This is a genomic window from Bradyrhizobium sp. LA6.1, assembly GCF_040547805.1.
Lineage (GTDB): Bacteria > Pseudomonadota > Alphaproteobacteria > Rhizobiales > Xanthobacteraceae > Bradyrhizobium > Bradyrhizobium barranii.
On sequence record NZ_JBEPQK010000006.1, the window covers coordinates 205,117 to 228,058 of the forward strand.

The window sequence follows — 22,942 nt, forward strand, 5'->3', positions numbered from 1 at the left end:
CCCTCCCCGCAAGGATTCGCCGATGGCGGCGCGCACCACCAGCAAGACGTCTGAATCATCGGACAAGGTCGGCGTGATCTGCCGCGCACTCAGGCGCGCGATCATCGAGCAGGCGCTGGAGCCCGGTGCAAAGCTGCCCGAGGATGCGCTCGGCGAACGTTTCGGCGTCAGCCGCACCATTGCGCGCCACGCGCTGGGGCAGCTTGCTGCCGAAGGTCTCGTCGAACTCCGCCGCAACCGGATCGCGGTGGTGGCAACGCCGAGCTGGCAGGAGGCGCGCGATGCCTTCGACATCCGCATCCAGCTCGAGGGCCTTGTCGTCCGCCAGCTCGCGGGCAAGCTGAGCAAGAGCCAGATCGCCGAGCTGAATGCCCATGTTGACGCCGAGGACCGCGCGCGCGGCGGCACGGATGCAGTTTCGATCCGGCTCGCCACCGAATTCCACATCCTGCTCGCACACATGACGAACAGCCCGATCCTGGTGCGCTATGTCAGCGAGGTCGCCTATCGCTGCTGCCTGACGCTGTCGCTCTACAGCCGACCGCACTCAACCGAATGCGCGATCAACGAGCACCGCGCCATCATCGCATCGCTCGCCAAGGGCGACGAAGCCAAGGTGATGCAATTGATGCATCATCATCTGGATTCCGTGGCCAATCGTGCATTGGTGGCCCCCACCCCGCAACGTGGCCGCGACCTGCTCGATATTCTCGCGCCTTATGCGGATGAAGTGACGAGCGACCGCGTCGTCAAGCTGCCGAAAGTAGCCCGCAGGGGTTAGGCCTCAATCCCGCGCTGGACCAGGATACGTTCGGCGCTGTCGTTCCAGACGTCCATCTTCACGATCTGCCCACCCCGCACGACAAAGCGATCGACATAGCGATTGCCCTCGAACGGCGTGCCGTCCATCCACTCGCCATAGAGCGTGCCGACGCTATAGACGACCGTCTCGTCCGCGCCGGGGCAAACGTCGAACCGGTCCATCTTCTTCTTGACCCAGCGGTAGCGTTTTGCGTTGAAGCCGGTCGGGCCGCGCGGATGATCGAACTCGCGCCCGCCGGTAAACGTGATCACCGTGCCCGGCTTCATATAGGCCGCGGCCGCATCGGGATCGGGTATCATCGAGGCGGTGAGATAGGCCTCCACGATCTGGGCGTCGGTCATCGAGCGTTCGGCTTTTGCGGGGACAGACATGGTGGGGCTCTCCGAGGTGCCGGCATTCTACAATTCACGCCCCAAAGTGCATGCACATTTTTTGGACAATTTGGTGGCATAACTGCACACAATCTGGAGCTGCCAGCTTCTACAGCTTCCGCTAGGCTACCACAGCTGAATCCGACGCCATGACCGCCCAACCCGCCTTCGACCTGATCTTCCGCAACACGCTGTTGCGATCATCCGCCGCACCCGTCGATATCGGCGTGAAGGGCGGCCGCATCGCCGCGATCGAGCCGCAGCTTGCCTGCGAGGCCGTCGAGGTCGATGTCGGCGGGCGCCTCGCCCTGCCCGGGTTCGTGGACACCCACATCCATCTCGACAAGGCCTGCCTGCTCGGCCGCTGCGGGCACAATCACGGCAGCGTCTCGGAGGCGATCCGCGCCGTTGCCGGGATGAAGAAGGACTTCACGGTCGAGGACGTCTACGCGCGCGGCGCCCGGGTGCTTGAACGCGCCATCGTGCACGGCACGACGCGCATGCGGACCCATGTCGAGATCGACCCGCGCATTGCCTTGCGCGGCTTCGAGGCCGTCAAGGCGCTGAAGCGCGACTATGCCTGGGCGATCGACCTGTCGCTCTGTGTCTTCCCGCAGGAAGGCCTGACCAACGACCCCGGCAGCGAAGAGCTGCTGGTGCAGGCGCTGCGCGACGGCGGCGATGCGATCGGCGGCTGCCCCTATATGGACACCGACCCCAACGCCCATCTCGCGCGCATCTTCGATCTCGCGCAGGAATTCGACGTCGACGTCGACCTCCATCTCGATTTCGACCTCGACCCCTCCTGGTGGCACCTCGACGAGGTCTGCCGCCAGACCGAGCGGCGCAACTACGGAGGACGCGTGGCGATCGGCCATGCGACAAAACTCTCGGCACTGCCGCCGGAGCGGATGAAGGCGGCCACCGCGCAGCTGGCGAAATCAGGCGTTGCCGTCACTGTGCTGCCCGCAACCGATCTCTATCTGATGGGCCGCGAAGCCACCCACAACGTGCCGCGCGGGCTGACGCTTGCGCACAAGCTCGCCGGCGACGGCGTGCTGTGTTCGGTCGCGACTAACAATGTGCTCAACCCGTTCACGCCGTTCGGCGACGCCTCGCTGCTGCGGATGGCGAACTTCTACGCCAACGTCGCGCACGCGTCGGTCAGCGACTTCGACACGTGCCTCGATCTCGTGACCGAACTGCCGGCACGGCTGATGAACCTTGGCGATTACGGCATCAAGGTCGGCAACCCCGCCGATCTCGTCGTGCTCGAAACCCAGGACAGCCGCTTCGCTATCGCCGAGCTGCCGGACATCGTGATGGGCTTCAAGGCTGGCCGGCAGACGTTTGAGCGGCAGCGGCCTACGTTGTTCGGGCCTGGCTGACCGAGTTTCCGCGCCTTGCGCCCTACCCGCAGCTTGCGCGATGATCATCACAATCGACCAACGGAGCAACCGGATGGCCTTCGACACGATCTTCCTGAACGCGCGCTTCGACGGCGGAGCCCGGCATCACATCGCCATCGCCGACGGCCGCATCGCCGCGATCACGTCCGTCGATGAACGTCCCGCCGCAAACGAGACCATCGACCTCGGCAACGTCCTCGTCGTTCCCGGCTTCGTCGAAGGCCACATCCATCTCGACACCAGCTTCTATGGCGACGCCTGGCGTCCGCACAAGCCATGCACCAACGGGTTCGACGTGCATGAGCGCGTCGCCTTCCAGGCCCAGAACGTGGCCGTATCAGCGCCGATGGATGTGCGCGCACGCAACCAGCTCGACCTCTGCATCGGCCACGGCACCACGCAGATGCGCAGCCACGTCATGGTCGACGGCTCGGTCGGCCTGAAATCGCTCGAGACGATTTTGCGCGTGCGCGAGGAATACAAGGGCCTGATCGACATCCAGCTCGTCGCCTTCCCCCAGAGCGGCATCCTGATGAGCCCGGGCACGCCGCAATTGCTGGACGAGGCCATCGGGCTCGGCGCCGACCTCGTCGGCGGGCTCGATCCCGCGAGCTTCGATCGCGACGTCGAGAAGCATCTCGACGTCGTGTTCGGCGTGGCCGGCAAGCACGGCGTCGACGTCGACATCCATCTGCATGACATGGGCACGCTGGGCGCGTTCGAAATCGAGCAGATCGCGGCGCGCACGCGCGCGCTCGGCATGGAGGGACGCGTTGCCGTCAGCCATGCCTACGGGCTCGGCGACATCCCCATGGATCAGCTCAAGAAGATCGCCGACACCCTCGCCCGCTCGGGCGTCGCGATCATGACCAATGCGCCGGGCGCCCGGCCCTTCCCGCCGATCCTGGCCCTGCGCAATGCCGGCGTCACCGTCTTCAGCGGCAACGACAACATCCGCGATTCCTGGTGGCCCTATGGCGACGGCGACATGCTGCGCCGGGCCACGACGCTCGGCTATCGCTCGGGCTTCAATATCGACGAAGAACTGCGCGTCGCGTTCGATGTCGTCACCGTATCCGGCGCAACGGCGCTGCGGCTCGAAGGCTATGGCCTGCGCGTCGGCGCCAAGGCCGATTTCGTGACATTGAATGCCGAGCATATTCCTGAAGCCGTTGTCGGAGTGCCGCAAGGGCGCTCCGTGTACAAGGAAGGCAAGCTCGTCGCATGCGACGGTAAGATTGTCGGGAAGCGCGACTAATGATCGGATCTTTTCCGTTCGATTATACCGCTAGCTTTCCTCACTCCCCAATCCGGTAGAATCCCTGACCGTAAATACGCGCATTGCACGACGGGCCAAGGAGATCATACTAAGACCCGCACTGACATCTGCGTTCTCTTGGGGAAGTATGGAATGTTCAGCGCGTTCAGCAGTATCGATTACCATTCCATTCGGGCCAACACGCCCGCCGAGTTGGCCATCAAGCGACTGACCGGCATCGGCGAAGTCCTGTCGGGCATCGACATATCGGCAATCCACACGCAGGACGACATGGCCCGCGCGCTGTTGACGCTCGATACGGCCGACAAATGCATTCGCACGATTCTCACCGAGTTCCGCACCGAGCGCACCACAGAAGTCGTCCGCGAAGCCACGAGCCTGATCAGCCTGATCGAGCTCGCGCGCGACGAACTCTCGGACTACGCGGCGGCGGCAGAGTCTTGAGCTGAATGCGCGCTGGATCTCAGCGCTTGATCTTCGCCAGAATGCGATCCGCCTCGGTACGCCAATCGGCGCTGCGGGCAAATTCCTTCGTCCCCTTGATGCCGAACAGGCCGTCATCAGCGAGATCGGCGACCCACGCCTGCCGCTCGGCGGTGCCCTGCGCCGACCACGGTGTCAGCCCCGCCTCGCGCACGGTCTCGGCGACCTCCCGCACCTCCTCGGCGCGGCGACGGCCGTGCTCGATCACGCGCTGGAAGCAATAGGCGCCCTGCTTCTCCCAGTCGATCGCCGGAAACGTCTCCGCGAGCGAGGCCAGCACCGCATCCTCGACGCCATAGGCGCGCGCGGTGGTAAAGCTCTCGATGACCATGGCCTCCAGGCCCTTGATCATGATGCTGCGGCACATCTTCACCGCCGAGGACACGCCGAGCTTGTCGCTCGCAACCTTGGCCGCAAAGCCAATCGCGTTCAGCAGCGGCTCCAGCTCCCTAGCGCCGGGGCCCCCGAGCAGCAGCGGCACCTTGATGCGATAAGGCGGCACCGAGGTCATCACGGCGCCCTCGACATAGCGTCCTGCAGCGCCGTCGATCAGAGCGGCGGCGCGCTGCTTGGCACCCGGCGAGGCCGAATTGAAATCCAGGAACCAGGTGCCCTGGTTGATCGCAGCCGCGCAGGCTTTTGCAACAGGCACGGCCTGGCTCGCCGTGACCGCGGAGATGATGAAATCGGATTTCGCGGTCAGCTCGGCGTGAGACACGGCCAGCGTCACGCCGAACTTCGCCGCATGCTCCTTCAGCGGAGCGCCGTGCTCGCCTGCGAGCTTGATGTCGTAAGCGGCTACCTGGATATCCTGCTGCCGCAAATCCTCAGCCAGGATCCTGCCGACCTCGCCGTAGCCGACGAGCCCGATCTGCCAGCGCCTGGGATCACCTGCCATCAATTCAATCCTCGTGTCGTCTCGTCGAACAGCTCCTCGACCGCATAGCGGCGCGGGATCAGCGCCTGCTGGAATGCGTAGTCGACGATCAGCTCCAACGGTTTTCTGTTCGCCTCGATCCCGAACGGAACGAGGTCGGGCGTCGCCGCAGGTCCCACCTGCGCCTTGTTCCGCTTCAGGAGATCATAGATGCCTGTGACCAGGTCGGGGCGCGATCTCGCAAGCTGCTCGGTCACGACCACGAGATGATTGACCGGGACGACGCCACGACGGGTGTACCATTTGGCAGCCTCTGCGGCAGGATCGGAGAATAGCGGCGTCAACGTGGGATGATCAGAGGCCTCGCCGAGGACGGCGTCGAGCTCGCCGTCGATCAGCATCTGCAACATCTTCTTTTCCTTCGGCGCACGCTCGGTGCTGTCGACATATTCGGCAACGTGCGGATCCTCGAAGGTGATCCAGCGGATCTTGTCGAGATTGACACCGTAGTCGTTGGCGAGAATGCCCCTGATCCATGCGCCCGTCGTCGTCGTGAACGAGCGGATGCCGACGCGCTTGCCTTCGAGATCGGATGGCCCGAGCACTCCCCTTGCAGGGTTGTAGAGCGCGTAGGAATGCTGGAAGCGGCCGAGCATGGTGGCAGGCAGCAGCACCAGCGGCTTGCCATGCGCCTTCGCCATCAGATAGGTGACGATCGCCATCTCGCAGACGTCGAACGCCTGCTCGCGCACCATCGGCTTGAACGCCGTGTTGGTCGGCGTGTACGCGATGAAATCGAGGTCGAACAGGTTGGAGCGGAGCTCGCCGCCCTTCACCGCCTGCACGTGAGGGTGACTGCCGAGCACAGCCTTCAACTTGAGACGATCCATCCGCCCGCTCCGCTGATTGCCTTAGACGTCCTCGGGATTGTCGACATAGACGAGCCCGGCCTTCGCCAGCGCCTCGCGCATGTTGTACATGTCGAGGCCGAGTTCACCCGAAGCCAGCCGCTTGCGCTTTCCGCCCTCGTCCGCATTGCGCTTCTTCGCTTTCTCGGCGACTTCAGCGGCATAGCGTTTCGGCACCACCACCACGCCGTCGTCATCGGCCACGATGATGTCGCCGGGATCGACGTTGACCCCGGCACAGACCACGGGAATGTTGACCGAGCCGAGCGTCGCCTTGACCGTGCCCTTGGCCGAGACGGCGCGCGACCACACTGGAAACTTCATCTCGTGCAGCGCTTTGACGTCGCGGCAGCCGGCGTCGATGATCAGCCCCTGCACGCCGCGCGCCTGCAGCGACGTCGCGAGCAGCTCGCCGAACATGCCGTCGGTATTGTCAGTGGTGCAGCCGACGACGAGGATGTCGCCCTTCCTGCACTGCTCGACAGCGACATGGATCATCCAGTTGTCGCCCGGCTGCGCGAGCACGGTCACCGCCGGACCAGCAATCGCTGCGCCCGGCCACACGGGCCGCAAGTACGGCTTCATCAGGCCGATACGGCCGTAAGCCTCGTGCACCGTCGAGACGCCGTACTCTGCCATCCCGGCGGGATCGGCACGCTTGATATTGCGAACGACGACGGGCTTCATGCCAGCTCCTCCGCAACCGTCGGGAACAGGCGCTGATAGGCCTCGCCATACGTCATGGGCACGCCGGTGTTGCGGCTGCCCTGGATGCCACGGTTGAGCGCGACGCGCTCGTAATAGCCCCAGAGATGCTTTTGCGCAGCGAGGATCTGGAACGCCTCGTACTTCTCCTTCCAGACCTCGTCGATCTTGAGGAGCAGATCCGGCTTGTAGTTGCACTGCTCGGGCTGGTGCGGCTCGAACAGGAACACCGGGGGCGCCGAATATTTGTACTGCGCGCCGGGCTTGTGGCCCATCGCCTGCGCGACCACGCGGGTCTCCTGCGCGAAATGCGCTGCATTCGGATGGTCGAAATTGTAGGGGTCTTCCAGCGCGTGCGTCAGCACGAAGCTCGGATTGAGCTCGCGGTAGATGTCGACCATGCGATCGAAATGCGCTTCCGTCAGCTTCAGCGGATAGTCGCCGCAGTCGAAGAACTCGATCTTGGCGCCGAGTAGCTTCGCCGCCCGCTCCGCCTCGTCCTTGCGGCCGGCCTTGACCGATTCCAGCGTCGCGCCTTTTTCCTTCCAGGCGAACTGGCTCTCGCCGCGCTCGCCGAAGGACATGCAGACGATCTTCATGCGATAACCCTTCTTCGCATGCAGCGCGATGGCGCCGCCGGCGCGCCAGACAAAATCGCCGGGATGGGCGGTGATCACGAGACCTGTTTTCATGGGACTACTCCCCTCTTTCCTTGATAAGCAATGTATCGATCGCGAGCACCGTCATGTGTCGAACCCAAACAGACGCGCGGGATTGTCGACCAGGATCTTCTGCTGGAATTCCGGCTCCGGCGCGAACAGCGGGATCAGGTCGACTAGGTCGCCGTCATTCGGCATCACCTTGACGTTGGGATGCGGCCAGTCGGTGCCCCAGATGACACGGTCGGGCGCGGTCTCGACGATCTTTCGCGCGAACGGCACGGCGTCGGTAAAGGGCGGACCGGCTGAGGACACCCGCTCCGAGCCGCAGATCTTGACCCAGCATTTCTCGTCGCGCTGCATCAGCTCGATCAGGATTCTGAACGGAAGCTGGTCGAGCCCCTCGGACGCCTTCACCCGTCCCATATGGTCGATGGTGTAGCTCAGCGGCAGCTTGGCCAGCATGTCGGCATATTCGGGCAGATCGATCGCATCGAAATGCAGATCGATGTGCCAGCCGAGCGGCGCGACCATCGCGATGACGCGGTTGAATACGCCCTTGTCTGGGACGCCGCCGAGATGGCGCACGAAATTGAAGCGGCAGCCGCGGAAGCCGCCCTCGTGCAGCACCTGGAGGCCACGCTCGGTGATACTGTCGTCGATATTGGCGACCGCGCGATAGGCGCCATTGCTCTGCGCGATCGCATCGAGCGCGACCGTGTTGTCGGTGCCGTGCACGCTGGCATTGACGATGACGGCCCGCTCGACGCCGAGCTTGGCATGCAGCGCACGAAAGTCCTCGAGCGGCGCATCCGGCGGCGTGTAGGAACGGTCAGGCGCGTAAGGGTATTTCGCGCCGGGCCCGAAGATGTGGCAATGCGCGTCGCAGGACAGCTTTGGCAGCTTGAACTTCGGCGTGCGCGTGTTCGGATCTGGCGGCGGAATGGTCGGCGTGTAAATCGTTGTCATCAGGTGAACCGCCGAGCGAGATCGCTTCTTTCAAGTCTTGCTGCTGACGACCGGCCGCCGCCGTACCGGCGCGGCCTGATCGAGCGCCGGCGCCTGGAAGGCGGCGACGGTGGCCTGCACCAACTGCTCGATGGCGCTGGCGGCATCGCTGCCGTCGGCCTCGCCGCGCGACAGGCGCGAGACGCGATCCGGCGTCACCAGCGAGTAATAGAGTGCGCCGAGCAGGAAGTGGCTGCGCCAGACGATGTCGGTGCGCGGAATATGCGGCAGGCTCTCGTGGACTGCGTCGATGAAGGCATGGCTGGTGTCGTCAAAGGTCTGCGCGATGATTTTTCGCACGACCTCGTTGCCTTCGGCGGACATCACGGCGCGCAGCCGCGTGAAGCGCGCCCCGCCCCCGGCGAGATCGCTGCCCGAGGTGAAGGCCGGCACCACATAGGCGCGCACGATCGCCTCCAGCCGGTCCTGGAGGTCGCGCACGCGCTTGGCTGCGGCGAGCAGCTCGGAACGGCGCAAATTCATCGGCCCGCAATGGCGCTGGTAGATCTCCAGCAGCAGGCCGTCCTTGGTCTTGAAATGATAGGTGACGCTGCCGGGATTGGCGCCGGCGGCCTGCGCGATGTCGCGCACCGAGACGGCATTGAAGCCGTTGGTGGCGAACAGCTCCTCGGCCGCGGCGAGGATCGCCTCGCGCATGTTCGGCTTGCGGGCCGTTTCCTTGCTGGTGGGCTTGCGTACCATGTGATTTGTACTATCGTACAAAAGATCAGGTCTCGTCAACAAGAACCATGGGCGGCGTCCGGACGGCTCGGAACACCGAGGCAGGATGCGAAAGCCCGCAAGGAGTGCTGGAAAATGCTGGGTTTGAACAAGACAATCGGCGGTTTGATGCTGGGTGCCGGCCTGCTGCTCGGCGGCGCCGCGCAGGCCGCCGACAATTACCCGAGCAAGCCGGTCCATATCCTTGTGCCCTACGCGGCAGGCGGCGCCGTCGACGTGCTTGCGCGTACGCTCGGCCAGGCGCTGGCGAAGACCTGGGGCCAGCAGCCGGTGATCGACAACCGTCCCGGCGCCGGCGGCATCGTCGCTTCGCAGGCGCTGACGCAGGCCGCCCCCGACGGCTACACGCTGATCCTGGTCGCGAGCGGACATCCGCTCAACCAGTTCATCTATCCGAGCGTGCCCTATGACACGTTCAAGGATTTTACCGCGATCACCGAAGTCGCCTCCTCGCCGCTCGCGATCGTCGTCGCCAAGGACAGCCCCTACAGGACGCTCGGCGATCTCCTCGCCGCCGCAAAGAAGGACCCGGACAAGCTTTCGTATGGCATGTCCGGCAACGGCACTTCCGCGCATCTCGCCGGCGAGCTGTTGAAGCACATGTCCGGCACCAAGATCGTCGCGATCCCCTACAAGGGTGGCGCCCCGGCGCTGACCGCGGTGATCGCCGGCGATATCCCGCTCAGCATCAATCCGCTCGCCGAAGCGATCGGCCAGCTCGAAGGCGGCCCGGTGCGCGCGCTCGCGGTGACCTCGGCCGAACACTCCAAGGCGCTGCCGAATGTCCCGACCGTCGCCGAGTCCGGCGTCCCCGGCTACGACGTCTCGGTCTGGTGGGGCGTTCTCGGCCCGGCCAAGATGCCGCCGGAGATCGTGGCGAAACTCGAAACCGATCTGAAGGCGGCGCTGCAGGATGCGAACGTGCTGTCGACGCTGGGCAAGATCGGCGCGGCTCCGGTCGGCTCGTCCGCCAAGGACTTTGACGCCTACATGCACGCCGAGGCGACCAAGTGGGAGCCGGTGCTGAAGGCTGCCGACATCCGCGCGCAGTGAGGCTCTTCACATGAGGACCTCTTCCCGGCGATTTGCGCGCACCGCCCTGCTCGCATTTGCAATGACCGGCCTGCTCGGCGCGCCCGCGCGCGCCGATGGCGAAGCCAGGCTGCTGGCGCCGAGCGGCACGTTGCGTGTCGGCATCTATCCGGGCAGCCCGACCTCGATGGTGACGGATGCGGCCGGCAAGCCGCATGGCCTCGCCCACGATCTCGGCGCCGAGCTGGCGAAACGGCTCGGCGTTGGCATCGACTATGTCAGGTTTCAGCGCGTCGCCGACATCGTCACCGCGATCCACGACGGCCAGGTCGACTTCACCGTGACCAACGCCACGCCGGCCCGCGCCGACGAGGTCAGCTTCAGCCAGCCCGTGCTGGCGATCGAGCTCGGCTATCTCGTCCCGGCGAACTCGCCGATCGGCAGGATCGAGGACATCGACAGACCGGGTGTGAAGATCGGCGTCACCAAAGGCTCGACCTCAGAACGGACATTGCCGGCGAAGTTCAGGAGCGCGACCATCGTTCCCGCCGAAAGCGTCAAGGTCGCCATCGCCATGTTCGGCCGCGGCGAAATCGACCTCTACGCCACTAACAAGCCGACGCTGTTCGAGATGTCCGACCAGATGCCGGGCGCGAGAATCCTCGACGGCAATTGGGGCGCCGAGCATATGGCCATTGCGATCCCCAAGGGGCGTGAGGATGCCCTTCCCCTGCTCAACCGCTTCGTGACGGACGAGCAGTCGTCCGGCGCGCTGGACACGATCCAGCAGCAAGCGGGCCTGCGCGGCGCAACCAAGGCGGCGCGCGAGTAGCTCGCGGACTTGGGTGCCGACTTGGGTGACGTGTCCTCCCGCCCGGCCCAATACAGTATTCCCTCGATGCAACCGTCGCCGAACTGCGCTAATTTGCGTCGATCATGACTCGACGTACCGGCGGCGCCGATCTTCCTCTCCACACCGGGCGGGTTCCGCCATGGCTTGCGAGCCGCATGTCGTCACTGGGCGCGATCGTCACACAGGCGATCGTGCATCATTATGGACGCGACGCCTTCCTCCAGCGGCTGTCGCATCCGTTCTGGTTCCAGTCATTCGGCGCCGTGATGGGGATGGACTGGCATTCCTCGGGCATCACGACCTCCGTGATCGGCGCCCTGAAGCGCGGGCTAGGCCCGCTCCAGGACGAGCTCGGCATCTATGTCTGCGGCGGCCGCGGCCAGCATTCGCGCAAGACGCCTGACGAGCTGTTGCAGCTCGGCGATCGCGTCGGCTTCGACGGTGCGAGCCTCACGCGGGCCAGTCGCCTGGTCGCCAAGGTCGACAGCGCCGCGGTCCAGGACGGTTTTGATCTGTACTTGCATGGCTTCTTCGTCACTGCAGACGCCAAATGGACTGTGGTGCAGCAAGGCATGAACGGCGACAAGCGGCAGGCCCGCCGCTATCACTGGCATTCCGAGGCCTTGAAGAGTTTTGTCGACACGCCGCATAGCGCGATCGACGGACCGCAGCAGGGCGAGATCGTTAATCTCACCGATCACCGCGCCGATGTCTCGCGCGCCGCGCAGCTCGAACTGTTGAGCGGTCTCGGCCCCGATCGCATCCTCACAGAATTCGAACGCCTCGTTGGGACGGCGCCCGCGCCGGCGCAGGCGATGCTGCCGCATCTGATCATGCCCGCGCATCATGATGTCAGGCCCAAGGACGTGTTCGCGCGCCGCCTGCACGGCACGCTGGCCGCCGCGGCCGAACGCGGCCCGGTCGATTTTCCGGAATTGCTGCTGACGCCCGGCGTCGGCGCGCGCACCGTGCGCTCGCTGGCGATGGTCGCCGAGGTCGTGCATGGCGCGCCCTATCGCTTCAACGATCCCGCGCGCTTCTCGCTCGCCCATGGCGGCAAGGACCGGCATCCCTACCCCGTCCCGATCAAGGTCTATGACGAGACCATCCGCGTACTGAAGGGCGCGATCCAGAACGCCAAGCTCGGACGCGAGGAGGAGATGCAGGCGATCAGGCGCCTCGACGACCAGGCGCGGCGGCTGGAGCGGACTGCCGGCGGTCCGTCGGTCGAGGCCTACATCGCCGGAGAGCGTGAAGCTTCGCCCGATCTCGACGGCCGCTCCGTGTTCGGCTGGGAGCGCGATGTCGTGGCGTCACGGAAATCGACGGGCTGACTGTCCACCGCGACGACCGGCAACTCCGCGATGGCACGCATGCCCGGCCGCTTGCGCCAGTGAATCTGCGCGGGATCGACGGCGAGACCGAGCTTCGGCCATCGCGCAAACAGCGCCTCCAGCGCACAGGCCGCCTCGATCCGTGCGAGCTGATGGCCGAGACAGAAGTGAATTCCCGTTCCGAACGAGATGTGGCGGTTCGGCTTGCGCGTGAGGTCGGGCCGCTCGGGCTGGTCATGCACCGCCGGATCCATGTTCGCCGCGGCGAGCATGACCATGACGCGATCGCCCTGTTTCAGCGGCACGCCCGCAAGCTCGATATCCCGCCGCACATAGCGCGGCTTGGAAAACTGCACCGGTGACACGAAGCGCAAAAACTCCTCGACAGCGAGCCCGACGCGGCTCCGGTCTTGCTCCAGCCAATCGCGCAAGCCCGGATTTCTGAGGAGCTCGTAGACCGAGCCGCTGATCAGATGCGTCGTGGTCTCCGATCCTGCCGCGAGCAGCAGGAACACCATCGACACCATTTCGTCCGGCGTGATCAGGCCGCCCTCACGCTCGACCTGAACCAGCTCGGCAATCAGGCCCTCGCCGCCCTGCACGCGCGCGACCTGCAACTGCTGTTCGAGATAGGCGCGCATCTTGCGAAACGCGAGCAGCAGGCGGAAGAAGCTGACGACATTCGTCAGCGACGACATCTTGTTGGCCCAGGCGATGAATCGTGGGCGATCGGCCGCAGGCAGGCCCAGCAATTCGCAGATCACCGACACCGGCAGGATGCGGGCGTAACGCTGGACGAGGTCGGCGGGGCTGCCATCGGCAAACAGGTCGTTCGCCAAGCCATCGGCGATGGCGCGAATGCGTGGCTCCATCGCCACGATCGCGCGGCGGCGAAAAGCCTCGTCCACGATGCTGCGCAGCCTCGTGTGATCAGGCTCGTCCATCGTCAGCATGTTGTTGGCGATGGTGGTGACGAGTTTTGGCATCCACCAGCGCAGGCCGGCGACTTTGCCGTCCCCCTTGCGCAGCGTGAAGGTGGTGCCGTCCTTCAGGACCTGCGCCGTGGCGTCATGGGTCGTGGTGACCCAGACATCGCCGACCAGAGGAAATCGCGTCGCGATCACGGGGCCGGACGCGCGCAGCGCCGCGATCGCCTTGGGCGGATCGCGGAAGAAGGCCTCGCTGGTGAAATCGAGGCGCGGTGTCATGGGATCACCGTATTGGTTGGTGGCGCCTCAACCAGATGGTGTGTACGAGGCGCCGCGCAAGGGCCGGAACCGCGCGAGAAGAAGCGAGCCTATCCGCGCCCCGGCGAGCGTTGGCCGGTCTTGCGCTGCTGATTGGTGTAGGCGTCCCAATGGCTCCAGCTACCGTTGGCGAGGCTTTGCAGATCGGTGCCGAGGGGGCGGCGCGTGCGCTTGTCGTGATCGGCGATGACGCGCTCGGATAGCGAGATCTTGCGCTTGAGTTCCGCAATCGTCTTCTGGGTCTCCCCATTCCGCTTCGAAGACGCGATCTCGCCCATCGTGAAGCGCGCGGTCTCCAGCGCCTTCAACTCGGCGCGGTTCTTCTTCAACTGGACCCGGTGCCAGGCGATGTTGCTGTCGCTGTCCGCAACCATGTGGGAACTCCGCTGATTCGCTCCCACAGTGTATCGCGCACGGAATCGGCGCCGCAACGCCCGCCGAACGGCGGAAATACGGTCTTATTGCGCGAAAAATCCGCGATCAGCGCTCGGCAAAGGCCTTTTCGACCACGAATTGGGCCGGCTCGCCGTGATTGCCCTCAATGAGGCCACGCTCGCCCAGGAGTACGCGGGTGTCAGCGACCAATGCCGGGCTGCCGCAGATCATGACCCGGTCATGGGCGGCTTCCAGCGGCGGCAGGCCGATATCGGAGAACAGCTTGCCGGACGTGATGAGGTCGGTGATGCGGCCGCGGTTGCGGAAGGGATCGCGGGTCACGGTCGGATAATAGATCAGCTGATCGCGGATGTACTCGCCGATCAGTTCGTCCTTCGGCAGCGTCTCGGTGATCATCTCGCCATAGGCAAGCTCCTTCACATGCCGGCAGCCGTGCAGCAGCACGACCTTCTCGAACCGCTCATAGGTCTCGGGGTCCTTGATCACGCTCAGGAACGGCGCGAGGCCCGTGCCGGTGCCGATGAGGTAGAGGTTGCGGCCCTCTTCGAGATTGTCGATCACCAGCGTGCCGGTGGCCTTGCGGCTGACGATGATCTCGTCGCCTTCCTTCAGATGCTGGAGGCGCGAGGTCAGCGGACCGTCCGGCACCTTGATCGAGAAGAACTCCAGCGTGTCCTCGTAATTGGCGCTGGCGACGCTGTAGGCCCGCAGCAGCGGCTTCTCGCCGACCTTGAGCCCGATCATGGTGAATTCGCCGTTGCGGAAACGGAAGGTCGGGCTGCGGGTGGTCTTGAAAGAGAACAGCGTGTCCGTCCAGTGGTGGACGCTCAAAACGCTTTCCTGATTGAAATTGCTCATCTCACCTTCCCTGTCGCTTCCAATGCGGTTCCGAGGCGGGCAGCTATGCGTCGTTTGTACACGATCATTCGTGTACTAATGAATAATCCTGCTTGCTCCCGGGGTCAAGGCTGCCCAAGATCGCGAGCGTTGCAGTTAGGAACAAGGAGCCCCTTCCATGGCGCATGACGCCCCCCAGGCCACCGGACCCTCGAAGCTCGTGATCCGGAATATCGGCCTGATCCTGTCCGGCGCCCTGGAAAAGCCGATCCTGGACGGCGACACCATCGTCGCCGAGAACGGCAAGATCACTGCGATCGGCCGCTTCAAGGACCTCAACACCGAAGGCGCGACCACCATCGTCGAGGCCAACGGCACCACGGTCGCGCCCGGCCTGATCGACAGCCATGTCCACCCTGTGGCGGGCGACTGGACGCCGCGCCAGAACCAGATCGGCTGGATCGACAGCAATTTGCATGGCGGCGTCACCACCATGATCTCGGCCGGCGAGGTACACATGCCCGGCCGCCCGCGCGACGTCGTCGGGCTGAAGGCGATGGCGATCTTCGCACAGCGCGCATTCTGGAATCTGCGCCCGGGCGGCGTGAAGGTTCACGCCGGCGCACCGGTGATCGAATGCGAGATGGTCGAGGAGGATTTCAAGGAGTTGGCCGCCGCCGGCGTCAAGCTGCTCGGCGAGGTCGGCCTCGGCGGCGTCAAGGACGGCCCGACGGCGCGCAAGATGGTCGGCTGGGCCCGCAAATACGGCATCCAGAGCACGATCCACACCGGCGGCCCTTCGATCCCAGGCTCCGGCCTGATCGACAAGGACGTGGTGCTGGAGGCCGACACCGACGTGGTCGGCCACATCAATGGCGGCCACACGGCGCTGCCCGACGACCAGATCCGCTGCATCTGCGAGGGCTGCAAGCGCGGCCTCGAGATCGTTCACAACGGCAATGAGCGCTCGGCCCTGTTCACGCTGCGCATCGCGCGCGAAATGGGCGACCTGCACCGCGTCATCCTCGGCACCGACGCGCCCGCCGGCTCCGGCGTGCAGCCGCTCGGCATTCTGCGCATGGTCTCGATGCTGTCCTCGCTCGGTGATTTGCCGGCCGAGCTCGCCTTCTGTCTTGCCACCGGCAACACCGCGCGAATGCGTCAGCTTGATTGCGGCCTGATCGAGGTCGGCCGCTCCGCCGATTTCGTCATCATGGACAAGGCCCAGCACTCGCCCGGCAAGACCATCCTGGAGAGCGTGCAGCTCGGCGACCTCCCCGGCATCGGCATGACCATCATCGACGGCATCGTGCGCACCCAGCGCAGCCGCAACACGCCGCCGGCCGGCCGGGTGCCGGAAGTGGTGGCGAAGTGACGCAAGCCTCGCAGGCGTTGAACAAGTCTGCTGCCTGCTGCGTCTAACGCAGGCAGCCCTCGGCGGCGGCAGTTCATTGCTGGACCATCGAGGGAGACATGAAAAGTTCGCTGCGGATTGCCGCCGGCATCGCCGGTGCGGCGGCAGGCTTCATCGCCACGATGGGGCTGCTCGAGCTGACCGGCTTCGGCAATCGTGCAGACCCGATCACGACGGGGCTGGTCGCCCTGTTCGTCGTCGCCCCCATCGGCGCAGTCATCGGCCTGGTGCTCGCCACCAAGCTGGCGACACGCAAGGACGACGATAGCGGCGGCCTCGCACGCAACAGCCTGAAGTCACTCGGCGTCGTCGTCCTGCTCTGCCTCGCCGCCGGTGTCACTTGCGCCGTCTACGCGTATATGACCGCCACGCCCTGGCTCAATCCGAACGCCAGCAATCCACTGCTCGTGTTCGAGGTTCGTCTTCCGGCAGAAGCAACGGTGCCGACGTCACCGCAAGGCATTACCATCGAGCTGCAGACCGACATCAACACCATGCCGGGTGAAGTGACCCCCTCCGCCTTCTATCGTGATGGCGACCAACCCGTCATCGCAGGCGAAGTCGAGCTTGCCTTTAGAACCTCGCACCGGCAGCTCGCCGTCAACATCCAGGGCCAGCCGAGCCGGATCTATCCGATCGACTTGACGGCCCGGGCGCCGCATACGCCGGAGTTCGGCACGTGGCGGCGGCTCGCCGATGGCAGCGAAATCCGCTACCGCGCCAAATGGCCGGGGAAGACGTAAGGGATCAGCGCTTCTTTGCGATCTCACAGCGCACGTAGGTCTGGCGCTTGGCCTGGCCGACCGGGCCATTCTCGATCACCAGCCGGCCATCCGCCGCAACGGAGACTCGGGGATTGGAGCGAAACTTTTCGCCCTCGCCTTCGCAGGCAAGCCGCATCTTCCAGCTTTGCTTGCCGTCTGCGGTGATCTCGCCGGCGCGGCAGCGCGTCTCGTACCAATAGAGGCGGTTGCCGCCTTCGATGCTCATCCGGCCGGCGCTGTCCTGATCGCGGCAATCCTTTTTGGTCGACGCCCAGAAGCCCTCATAGGGCTGCACGGCAAAGGCGGCAGTGCAGCTGCTCGCCAACGCGGCAGTAAGACTCAGAACCATCGCAAATCGCGTGACTGCTCGCATGACGACAACCTCGATAAACCCTTCATCGACGTTAGTCGCCAGTTCCCGCCCCTTGTTCAACTGCCGTAGGGTGGGCAAAAGGCGCGAAGCGCCGTGCCCACCATCTTTGCGACTTGAGGAAGAACGGTGGGCACGCTTCGCTTTGCCCACCCTACGAGACCGTCCTCACCGCAGCTTGTTCAACAGCGCCATCAGCATCTCGCGCTCCCTGGCGTCGAGCGGCGCAAGCGTTTCCCTGGTGATCGCGAGCGCACTCGGCGCGACCTTCTCCGCAAGCTGCTGACCGGCGCGCGTCAGGCTGACCAGCAGCCGCCGCCCGTCCTCGGGGTCCTGGCTGGTCTCGGTGAGCCCGCGCGCCGTCAGCCGATCGATCACGCCCTTGATGGTCGCGACATCCATCGCCGTCAGCCGCCCGAGCTGGTTCTGCGAGCATGGCCCGGTCTCGGCCAGCTTCGACAGTGCCGCCCACTGCGTCGGCGTCAGATTGGTGCCGATGTCGCGCGAGAAGATCGAGCTGTGGCGCTGCCAGACCTGACGCAGGATGAAGCCGACCTGCTCGTCGAGCACGTAAGACGATTTTGCCGGTTTGACGCTTTTCTTCGCCGCAACGCTTCTCGCCATCCGCTCCCCGCCCCTCACAACGACAGATGCGCGTCGCGGATATCCGGACGCGCGTCGAGCTCGGCCATGGTGCCGCCGAAGCAGATGCGGCCGCGCTCGATGATATAGGCGCGGTCGGAAATCAGCCGCGCAAAATGCAAATTCTGTTCAGACACGACGATGCTGACGCCTTCCTTCTTCATGGTCAGGATGGCATCGACCATCTGCTCCACGATCTTCGGCGACAGGCCTTCCGAGGGCTCGTCCAGCAGCACCAGCGACGGATTGCCCATCAGCGTGCGCGCGATGGTGAGCATCTGCTGCTCGCCACCGCTCATGCGGCCGCCCGGTCGGTTCTTCATCTCACCCAAATTTGGAAACAGCGCGAACAGCTTTTCGCGGGTCCAGTGCGGGGCGTTCGGACGCTTCGGCTGCCGGCCGACCTCGAGATTCTCCTCCACCGTCAAATCAGTGAAGATGCGCCGCTCCTCGGGCACGTAACCAAGCCCGTCGCGCACGATCTCATGCGTCGGGCGCGCCGAGACATCCTTGCCCTCGAACATGATGCGCCCCGAGCGCTGGGCAACGAGCCCGACGATCGAGCGGAACGTCGTCGACTTGCCGGCGCCATTGCGGCCGAGAAGCGCCACCACTTCGCCCTCACCGACCTCGAAGCCGATGTCGAACAGGATATGGGCCGGGCCGTAATGACTGTTGAGGTCCTGCACCGTGAGCTTCATGCGGAGGCTCCATGCCCGGCATCGTAAAGCAGGCCCTCGCCGAGATAGACGGCCTGCACCTGCGGATTGCCGCGCACCTCGGCCGGCGAGCCTTCGGCGATCAGCGTGCCGCGGTTGAGCACGATGATGCGGTCGGCATGCTCGAACACGACGTCCATGTCGTGCTCGGTGAAGAGCACGCCGATCGATTTTTCCCGCGCGATCTGCGCCGTCAGCCGCATCAGATCGACGCGCTCACGCGGCGCCATGCCGGCGGTCGGCTCGTCCATCAGCAGCAGCTTGGGATCGTTGGCAAGCGCCACCGCAAGCTCGAGCCGCTTGAGGTCGCCGTAGGCGAGCTCGCCGCAGGGTCGATCGGCGTAGCCGCCCATGCCCACGAGCTCGAGCAGCCGCCCGGCCTCGCCACGGTCGAAGTTCGGCGCCGAGCCGAAGAGATTGAACAGCTGCTTCCCATGCGAGATCAGCGCGACCTGCACGTTCTCGCGCACGGTCATCGTCGCGAAGGTTGCGGTGATCTGGAAAGTGCGCCCGACGCCGAGCCGCCAGATCTCGCGCGGCTTCTTGCCGGTGGTCTCCTCGCCCAGCAGGCGGACATGGCCGGTATCAGGCTTGTTCTGGCCGTTGAGCATGTCGAAACAGGTGCTCTTGCCCGCGCCGTTCGGGCCGATCAACGCCAGAATTTCGCCTGATCGCAGCGAGAACGAGACGCCACGCACGGCGTGGATGCCGCCATAGGATTTGGACAGGCCTTCAACCGCGAGAAGTGGGGGTGCGACGCTCATTCGACGGACTCGATCGGCTTGGCAAGCAAGGGAGATCCCGGCGGCGATGTCTTCCTGCGCCGCTGCGCCAGCATCTCCAGCGTGCCGACGATGCCCTTGGGGAAGACGACGACGATCAGCACGATGAAGCCGCCGAGCACGAGCTTTGACAGGTCGGTCTGGCTGACCAGCCAGATGTTGAGCGCCTTGTAGACGATGGCGCCGATCACCGCACCCGACACCGTCTCGACGCCGCCGAGCAGCACCATGACGAGCGCGTCGACCGACAGCGAGATCCCGAGATTGTCGGGGAAGACGCTGCCCTTGAGGTAGGCGAACAGCGCGCCGCCGATGCCGGCGGTCGTGCCTGCGATCACGAACGCCGTCCACTGGATGCGCTTGGCATTGATGCCGACCGCCTCGCTGCGCAGAGGCGAGTCGCGCGTGGCCCTGAGTGCGTAGCCGAACGGCGAGAATACCATGGCCCGAAGCGCGACCGTCACGAGTGCCGCAACGCCGAGCGCCAACCAATAGAAATGCCCCGGGCTCGCCGCCCAGCTTGACGGCCAGACGCCGAGTATGCCGTTGTCGCCGCCCGTTACACTCACCCACTGGAACGCGATCGACCAGACGATCTGCGCAAACGCAAGCGTCAGCATCGCGAAATAGACGCCGGAAAGCTGCACCGCGAAGAAACCGAACACGGCAGCGCCCATGCAGCCCAGCAGCGGCCCGAGCAGCAGGCACACGACCATCGGCAGCCCGGCCATCTTGGCGAGGAAGGCGACGCCGTAGGCGCCGAGACCGAAATAAGCGGCATGCCCGAAGGACGCGAGCCCACCGACCGACATCAGGAAATGCAGGCTGACGGCGAAGATCACGAAGATCGCAATCTCCGAACCGACTGTGAGAACATAATTGCCGGCGAACAGCGGCAACGTCGCCGCGATGACGAGCGCGGCAAGCGCCGCGAGCCGCTCGTTCGACGTCAGCGGCCGCCAGGGATTAACAGTGAGGCCTGGTGTCTTGCGCGCGGGCGCCTCGGGCTTGCCGAACAGACCCCAGGGCCGGACGATCAGCACCACCGCCATCACCAGGAAGACCAGGATGATGGAGATCTTCGGGAAGATCAGGATGCCGAAGGCGTTGAGCTCGGAGACCAGCACCGCCGCAACGAAGGCGCCGACGATGCTGCCGAGGCCACCGATCACGACGACGACGAAGACCTCGACGATGATCCGCAAATCCATGGCGTGATGCACGGCATCGCGCGGGATCTGGAGCGCGCCGCCGAGTGCGGCGAGGAAGACGCCGACCGCAAACACGGATGTGAACAGCCATTTCTGGTTGACGCCAAGCGCTGCGACCATGTCGCGGTCCTGCGTCGCCGCGCGCACCAGCACGCCCCAGCGCGTGCGCTGGAACAGCAGCCAGAGAATGCCGAGTACGACCGGGCTGAGCACGATCAGGAACAAATCGTAGCTCGGGATGTTCTGGCCGAAGAAATCGATGGCGCCCTTGAAGCCCGGCGCGCGGCGGCCGACGAGATCGTCGGGGCCCCAGATCAGCACGACGAGATCCTCGACCATCAAGGTCAGGCCGAAGGTCGCAAGCAGCTGGAACAGCTCGGGCGCGTGATAGATGCGGCGCAGCAGCACCATCTCGACGATGACGCCGATCAAGGCCACGGCAAACGCGGCGACGACGATCCCGCCCCAGAAGCCGAACGCACCCGAAAGCCGCTCCGTCAGCGTGAAGGCGATGTAGGCGCCGATCATGTAGAAGGCGCCATGCGCGAAATTCACGATCCGCGTCACGCCGAAGATGATCGACAGGCCCGAGGCCACCAGGAACAGCGACGCTGCGCTGGCGAGACCGGTCAGAAACTGTACGACATAAAAGGCCATCGGCGGTCCGGGTTAAGAATAAGTCTCAGTATGGGGCTTCATCCTTCGAGACGGCGCTACGCGCCTCCTCAGGATGAGGTCCGGGACCCTCATGGTGAGGAGCGCGGCAACGCCGCGCGTCTCGAACCACGAGGCCCCGGTTCCTCTTCACATCAGTCCTTCGGACGCAGCTTATCGACTTCGGCGTCGCTCGGCAGATAGTCCGAGCCCTTCTTGTAAGAAGAATCCACCATCACGCCCTTGCCGTCCTTCAGCGCGGTCTTGCCGACATAGGCACCGAGCGTCGACTGGTGGTCGATCTTGCGGAAGGTGATCTCGCCGAACGGCGACGGCATCGACAGCCCCTCCGCCGCGGCGATCAGTTTCTCCGGATCGGTCGAGCCGGCCTTCGCAAGGATCGCAGCGGCCGCCTTGATGGTCTGGTAACCGACGATCGAGCCCAGGCGCGGATAGTCGTTGTACTTGGCCTGGTAGGCCTTCAGGAACGCGTCATGCTCGGGCGTCTTGATCGAGTACCAGGGATAGCCGGTCACGATCCAACCCTCCGGCGTCTCGTCCTTGAGCGGATCGAGATATTCGGGCTCGCCAGTCAGGAACGATACGACCTCGCGCCCCTTGAACAGGCCGCGGGTGTTGCCTTCACGCACGAGCTTCACGAGGTCGGCGCCGAAGGTGACGTTGAGGATCGCTTCGGGATTGGCCGCGGCAACCGCCTGCACCACCGGACCCGCGTCGATCTTGCCCTGGGGCGGCCACTGCTCGTCGACCCACTGGATGTCGGGGCGCTTCTCCGACATCAGCTTCTTGAACACCGCGACCGCGGACTGGCCGTATTCATAGTTCGGCGCGATGGTCGCCCAGCGCTTGGCCGGCAGCTTGCTGGCTGCTTCCACCAGCATCGCCGCCTGCATGTAGTTGGAGGGGCGCAGACGGAAGGTGTACTTGTTGCCCTTGGACCAGGTGATGGCATCCGTCAGCGGCTCGGCCGCGAGGAAGAACACCTTCTTCTGGTTGGCGAAGTCGCTGACGGCGAGGCCGATGTTCGACAGGAACGTACCCGTCAGCATCGCAACACCCTCGCTGGAGACGAGCTCGTTGGCAGCGGTCTGCGCATCGGCCGGCTTGCCGCCGTCGTCCTTGGAGACGACGACGAGCTTCTTGCCGTTGATGCCGCCGGCCGCGTTGACCTGTTCGACTGCGAGCTGCCAGCCCTTGCGATAGGGCTCGGTGAACGCCGGCAACAGCGAGTAGCTGTTGATCTCGCCGATCTTGATCTCCTGCGCCACGGCCGAATGAGCCATGCCGCCCGCCAGCAGCGCGAAGGCCGCGCCCACAAAAGTGTTTCTCGCTCGCATCCCAACCTCCAGTTTTGAACTCTCTACGTCTTCAGCGTGATCTTGTCGGAGAAGCTATGCCCGCCT

The 22,942-nt window shown here is 64.9% G+C and carries 25 protein-coding genes; 9 read left to right on the plus strand and 16 right to left on the minus strand.

Annotation, left to right across the window (positions count from 1 at the left end; genetic code table 11):
- Window positions 1–22: 22 nt before the first annotated feature.
- Complete coding sequence (locus ABIB99_RS17780) at window positions 23–781, plus strand: GntR family transcriptional regulator (RefSeq protein ID WP_166094703.1); 759 nt, start codon at window positions 23–25, stop codon at window positions 779–781.
- Here the strand turns inward: ABIB99_RS17780 and ABIB99_RS17785 are convergent.
- A complete protein-coding gene (locus ABIB99_RS17785) occupies window positions 778–1,194 on the minus strand; it encodes a nuclear transport factor 2-like protein (protein ID WP_354176845.1) in 417 nt (138 codons plus the stop codon). The genes ABIB99_RS17780 and ABIB99_RS17785 overlap by 4 nt on opposite strands.
- A 149-nt stretch (window positions 1,195–1,343) precedes the next feature.
- On the opposite strand from ABIB99_RS17785, the gene ABIB99_RS17790 reads away from it, so the two are divergent.
- The 3 genes from ABIB99_RS17790 (at window position 1,344) to ABIB99_RS17800 (ending at window position 4,326) form a co-directional block, all read left to right on the plus strand.
- Window positions 1,344–2,582, plus strand: coding sequence for an amidohydrolase family protein (locus tag ABIB99_RS17790; RefSeq protein ID WP_354176846.1), 1,239 nt, complete (start codon window positions 1,344–1,346; stop codon window positions 2,580–2,582).
- A 73-nt stretch (window positions 2,583–2,655) separates the two neighbouring features.
- Window positions 2,656–3,861, plus strand: a complete 1,206-nt coding sequence (locus ABIB99_RS17795) for an amidohydrolase family protein (RefSeq protein ID WP_354176847.1) — start codon at window positions 2,656–2,658, stop codon at window positions 3,859–3,861.
- A 153-nt stretch (window positions 3,862–4,014) separates the two neighbouring features.
- Window positions 4,015–4,326 (plus strand): hypothetical protein, encoded by a 312-nt coding sequence (locus ABIB99_RS17800; protein ID WP_354176850.1) that lies wholly within the window; start codon window positions 4,015–4,017, stop codon window positions 4,324–4,326.
- 19 nt (window positions 4,327–4,345) lie between these two features.
- Here the strand turns inward: ABIB99_RS17800 and ABIB99_RS17805 are convergent, their stop codons facing one another.
- Genes ABIB99_RS17805 through ABIB99_RS17830 form a run of 6 tightly spaced genes read right to left on the minus strand, consistent with a single transcriptional unit; the run spans window position 4,346 to window position 9,224 of the window.
- A complete protein-coding gene (locus ABIB99_RS17805; protein ID WP_354176851.1) occupies window positions 4,346–5,263 on the minus strand; it encodes a DUF1932 domain-containing protein in 918 nt (305 codons plus the stop codon).
- The gene (locus tag ABIB99_RS17810; protein ID WP_354176853.1) at window positions 5,263–6,132 is read right to left on the minus strand and encodes a substrate-binding domain-containing protein; all 870 of its coding nucleotides are present in this window, start codon (window positions 6,130–6,132) and stop codon (window positions 5,263–5,265) included. Before ABIB99_RS17810 ends, ABIB99_RS17805 begins: the two co-directional genes overlap by 1 nt.
- 21 nt (window positions 6,133–6,153) lie before the next feature.
- A complete protein-coding gene (locus ABIB99_RS17815) occupies window positions 6,154–6,837 on the minus strand; it encodes a 4-carboxy-4-hydroxy-2-oxoadipate aldolase/oxaloacetate decarboxylase (RefSeq protein WP_354176854.1) in 684 nt (227 codons plus the stop codon).
- Window positions 6,834–7,547, minus strand: coding sequence for a PIG-L deacetylase family protein (locus ABIB99_RS17820; RefSeq protein ID WP_354176856.1), 714 nt, complete (start codon window positions 7,545–7,547; stop codon window positions 6,834–6,836). Before ABIB99_RS17820 ends, ABIB99_RS17815 begins: the two co-directional genes overlap by 4 nt.
- Before the next feature lie 51 nt (window positions 7,548–7,598).
- Window positions 7,599–8,483, minus strand: a complete 885-nt coding sequence (locus ABIB99_RS17825; protein ID WP_354176858.1) for an amidohydrolase family protein — start codon at window positions 8,481–8,483, stop codon at window positions 7,599–7,601.
- A 30-nt stretch (window positions 8,484–8,513) separates the two neighbouring features.
- Complete coding sequence (locus tag ABIB99_RS17830; protein ID WP_166094647.1) at window positions 8,514–9,224, minus strand: TetR/AcrR family transcriptional regulator; 711 nt, start codon at window positions 9,222–9,224, stop codon at window positions 8,514–8,516.
- Between the two features lie 114 nt (window positions 9,225–9,338).
- On the opposite strand from ABIB99_RS17830, the gene ABIB99_RS17835 reads away from it, so the two are divergent.
- From ABIB99_RS17835 to ABIB99_RS17845, 3 genes are all read left to right on the plus strand, one after another.
- Entirely contained in the window at window positions 9,339–10,316 is a 978-nt protein-coding gene (locus ABIB99_RS17835) for a tripartite tricarboxylate transporter substrate binding protein (RefSeq protein ID WP_354176859.1), read from the plus strand.
- Between the two features lie 10 nt (window positions 10,317–10,326).
- On the plus strand, window positions 10,327–11,127 hold the full coding sequence (locus ABIB99_RS17840; protein ID WP_354176860.1) for an ABC transporter substrate-binding protein: 801 nt from the start codon (window positions 10,327–10,329) through the stop codon (window positions 11,125–11,127).
- 104 nt (window positions 11,128–11,231) lie between these two features.
- Window positions 11,232–12,482, plus strand: coding sequence for a DUF763 domain-containing protein (locus ABIB99_RS17845; protein ID WP_354176862.1), 1,251 nt, complete (start codon window positions 11,232–11,234; stop codon window positions 12,480–12,482).
- Here ABIB99_RS17845 and ABIB99_RS17850 read toward each other — a convergent pair.
- The 3 genes from ABIB99_RS17850 to ABIB99_RS17860 form a co-directional block, all read right to left on the minus strand.
- The gene (locus ABIB99_RS17850; RefSeq protein WP_354176863.1) at window positions 12,383–13,690 is read right to left on the minus strand and encodes a cytochrome P450 family protein; all 1,308 of its coding nucleotides are present in this window, start codon (window positions 13,688–13,690) and stop codon (window positions 12,383–12,385) included. The genes ABIB99_RS17845 and ABIB99_RS17850 overlap by 100 nt on opposite strands.
- 89 nt (window positions 13,691–13,779) lie before the next feature.
- Window positions 13,780–14,103: a hypothetical protein gene (locus tag ABIB99_RS17855; RefSeq protein ID WP_166352348.1), complete on the minus strand. Its 324-nt coding sequence runs from the start codon at window positions 14,101–14,103 to the stop codon at window positions 13,780–13,782.
- A gap of 106 nt (window positions 14,104–14,209) precedes the next feature.
- On the minus strand, window positions 14,210–14,983 hold the full coding sequence (locus ABIB99_RS17860) for a ferredoxin--NADP reductase (RefSeq protein WP_354176865.1): 774 nt from the start codon (window positions 14,981–14,983) through the stop codon (window positions 14,210–14,212).
- Window positions 14,984–15,140: 157 nt separating this feature from the next.
- On the opposite strand from ABIB99_RS17860, the gene ABIB99_RS17865 reads away from it, so the two are divergent.
- On the plus strand, window positions 15,141–16,337 hold the full coding sequence (locus ABIB99_RS17865) for an amidohydrolase family protein (RefSeq protein ID WP_166352344.1): 1,197 nt from the start codon (window positions 15,141–15,143) through the stop codon (window positions 16,335–16,337).
- A 98-nt stretch (window positions 16,338–16,435) separates the two neighbouring features.
- Entirely contained in the window at window positions 16,436–17,119 is a 684-nt protein-coding gene (locus ABIB99_RS17870) for a hypothetical protein (protein WP_354176867.1), read from the plus strand.
- A 4-nt stretch (window positions 17,120–17,123) separates the two neighbouring features.
- Here the strand turns inward: ABIB99_RS17870 and ABIB99_RS17875 are convergent, their stop codons facing one another.
- The 6 genes from ABIB99_RS17875 to ABIB99_RS17900 all read right to left on the minus strand — a co-directional run bounded on the left by ABIB99_RS17875 (window position 17,124) and on the right by ABIB99_RS17900 (window position 22,876).
- A complete protein-coding gene (locus ABIB99_RS17875; protein ID WP_502917505.1) occupies window positions 17,124–17,513 on the minus strand; it encodes a hypothetical protein in 390 nt (129 codons plus the stop codon).
- Between the two features lie 165 nt (window positions 17,514–17,678).
- Entirely contained in the window at window positions 17,679–18,134 is a 456-nt protein-coding gene (locus ABIB99_RS17880; protein ID WP_063983949.1) for a MarR family winged helix-turn-helix transcriptional regulator, read from the minus strand.
- 14 nt (window positions 18,135–18,148) lie between these two features.
- Complete coding sequence (locus ABIB99_RS17885; RefSeq protein WP_247307205.1) at window positions 18,149–18,853, minus strand: ABC transporter ATP-binding protein; 705 nt, start codon at window positions 18,851–18,853, stop codon at window positions 18,149–18,151.
- Window positions 18,850–19,635 carry an ABC transporter ATP-binding protein gene (locus tag ABIB99_RS17890; RefSeq protein WP_166352338.1) on the minus strand — a complete coding sequence of 262 codons (786 nt, stop codon included), beginning with the start codon at window positions 19,633–19,635 and terminating at the stop codon, window positions 18,850–18,852. Before ABIB99_RS17890 ends, ABIB99_RS17885 begins: the two co-directional genes overlap by 4 nt.
- Window positions 19,632–21,521 (minus strand): ABC transporter permease, encoded by a 1,890-nt coding sequence (locus tag ABIB99_RS17895; protein WP_231144589.1) that lies wholly within the window; start codon window positions 21,519–21,521, stop codon window positions 19,632–19,634. Before ABIB99_RS17895 ends, ABIB99_RS17890 begins: the two co-directional genes overlap by 4 nt.
- A gap of 152 nt (window positions 21,522–21,673) precedes the next feature.
- Window positions 21,674–22,876, minus strand: coding sequence for an ABC transporter substrate-binding protein (locus ABIB99_RS17900; RefSeq protein ID WP_063983953.1), 1,203 nt, complete (start codon window positions 22,874–22,876; stop codon window positions 21,674–21,676).
- Window positions 22,877–22,942: the final 66 nt, after the last annotated feature.

Coding starts and splice junctions, on each gene's coding strand:
- ABIB99_RS17780 (WP_166094703.1), top strand. CDS start 23: ATGGCGGCGCGCACCACCAGCAAGACGTCTGAATCATCGGACAAGGTC.
- ABIB99_RS17785 (WP_354176845.1), bottom strand. CDS start 1,194: ATGTCTGTCCCCGCAAAAGCCGAACGCTCGATGACCGACGCCCAGATC.
- ABIB99_RS17790 (WP_354176846.1), top strand. CDS start 1,344: ATGACCGCCCAACCCGCCTTCGACCTGATCTTCCGCAACACGCTGTTG.
- ABIB99_RS17795 (WP_354176847.1), top strand. CDS start 2,656: ATGGCCTTCGACACGATCTTCCTGAACGCGCGCTTCGACGGCGGAGCC.
- ABIB99_RS17800 (WP_354176850.1), top strand. CDS start 4,015: ATGTTCAGCGCGTTCAGCAGTATCGATTACCATTCCATTCGGGCCAAC.
- ABIB99_RS17805 (WP_354176851.1), bottom strand. CDS start 5,263: ATGGCAGGTGATCCCAGGCGCTGGCAGATCGGGCTCGTCGGCTACGGC.
- ABIB99_RS17810 (WP_354176853.1), bottom strand. CDS start 6,132: ATGGATCGTCTCAAGTTGAAGGCTGTGCTCGGCAGTCACCCTCACGTG.
- ABIB99_RS17815 (WP_354176854.1), bottom strand. CDS start 6,837: ATGAAGCCCGTCGTCGTTCGCAATATCAAGCGTGCCGATCCCGCCGGG.
- ABIB99_RS17820 (WP_354176856.1), bottom strand. CDS start 7,547: ATGAAAACAGGTCTCGTGATCACCGCCCATCCCGGCGATTTTGTCTGG.
- ABIB99_RS17825 (WP_354176858.1), bottom strand. CDS start 8,483: ATGACAACGATTTACACGCCGACCATTCCGCCGCCAGATCCGAACACG.
- ABIB99_RS17830 (WP_166094647.1), bottom strand. CDS start 9,224: ATGGTACGCAAGCCCACCAGCAAGGAAACGGCCCGCAAGCCGAACATG.
- ABIB99_RS17835 (WP_354176859.1), top strand. CDS start 9,339: ATGCTGGGTTTGAACAAGACAATCGGCGGTTTGATGCTGGGTGCCGGC.
- ABIB99_RS17840 (WP_354176860.1), top strand. CDS start 10,327: ATGAGGACCTCTTCCCGGCGATTTGCGCGCACCGCCCTGCTCGCATTT.
- ABIB99_RS17845 (WP_354176862.1), top strand. CDS start 11,232: ATGACTCGACGTACCGGCGGCGCCGATCTTCCTCTCCACACCGGGCGG.
- ABIB99_RS17850 (WP_354176863.1), bottom strand. CDS start 13,690: ATGACACCGCGCCTCGATTTCACCAGCGAGGCCTTCTTCCGCGATCCG.
- ABIB99_RS17855 (WP_166352348.1), bottom strand. CDS start 14,103: ATGGTTGCGGACAGCGACAGCAACATCGCCTGGCACCGGGTCCAGTTG.
- ABIB99_RS17860 (WP_354176865.1), bottom strand. CDS start 14,983: ATGAGCAATTTCAATCAGGAAAGCGTTTTGAGCGTCCACCACTGGACG.
- ABIB99_RS17865 (WP_166352344.1), top strand. CDS start 15,141: ATGGCGCATGACGCCCCCCAGGCCACCGGACCCTCGAAGCTCGTGATC.
- ABIB99_RS17870 (WP_354176867.1), top strand. CDS start 16,436: ATGAAAAGTTCGCTGCGGATTGCCGCCGGCATCGCCGGTGCGGCGGCA.
- ABIB99_RS17875 (WP_502917505.1), bottom strand. CDS start 17,513: ATGCGAGCAGTCACGCGATTTGCGATGGTTCTGAGTCTTACTGCCGCG.
- ABIB99_RS17880 (WP_063983949.1), bottom strand. CDS start 18,134: ATGGCGAGAAGCGTTGCGGCGAAGAAAAGCGTCAAACCGGCAAAATCG.
- ABIB99_RS17885 (WP_247307205.1), bottom strand. CDS start 18,853: ATGAAGCTCACGGTGCAGGACCTCAACAGTCATTACGGCCCGGCCCAT.
- ABIB99_RS17890 (WP_166352338.1), bottom strand. CDS start 19,635: ATGAGCGTCGCACCCCCACTTCTCGCGGTTGAAGGCCTGTCCAAATCC.
- ABIB99_RS17895 (WP_231144589.1), bottom strand. CDS start 21,521: ATGGCCTTTTATGTCGTACAGTTTCTGACCGGTCTCGCCAGCGCAGCG.
- ABIB99_RS17900 (WP_063983953.1), bottom strand. CDS start 22,876: ATGCGAGCGAGAAACACTTTTGTGGGCGCGGCCTTCGCGCTGCTGGCG.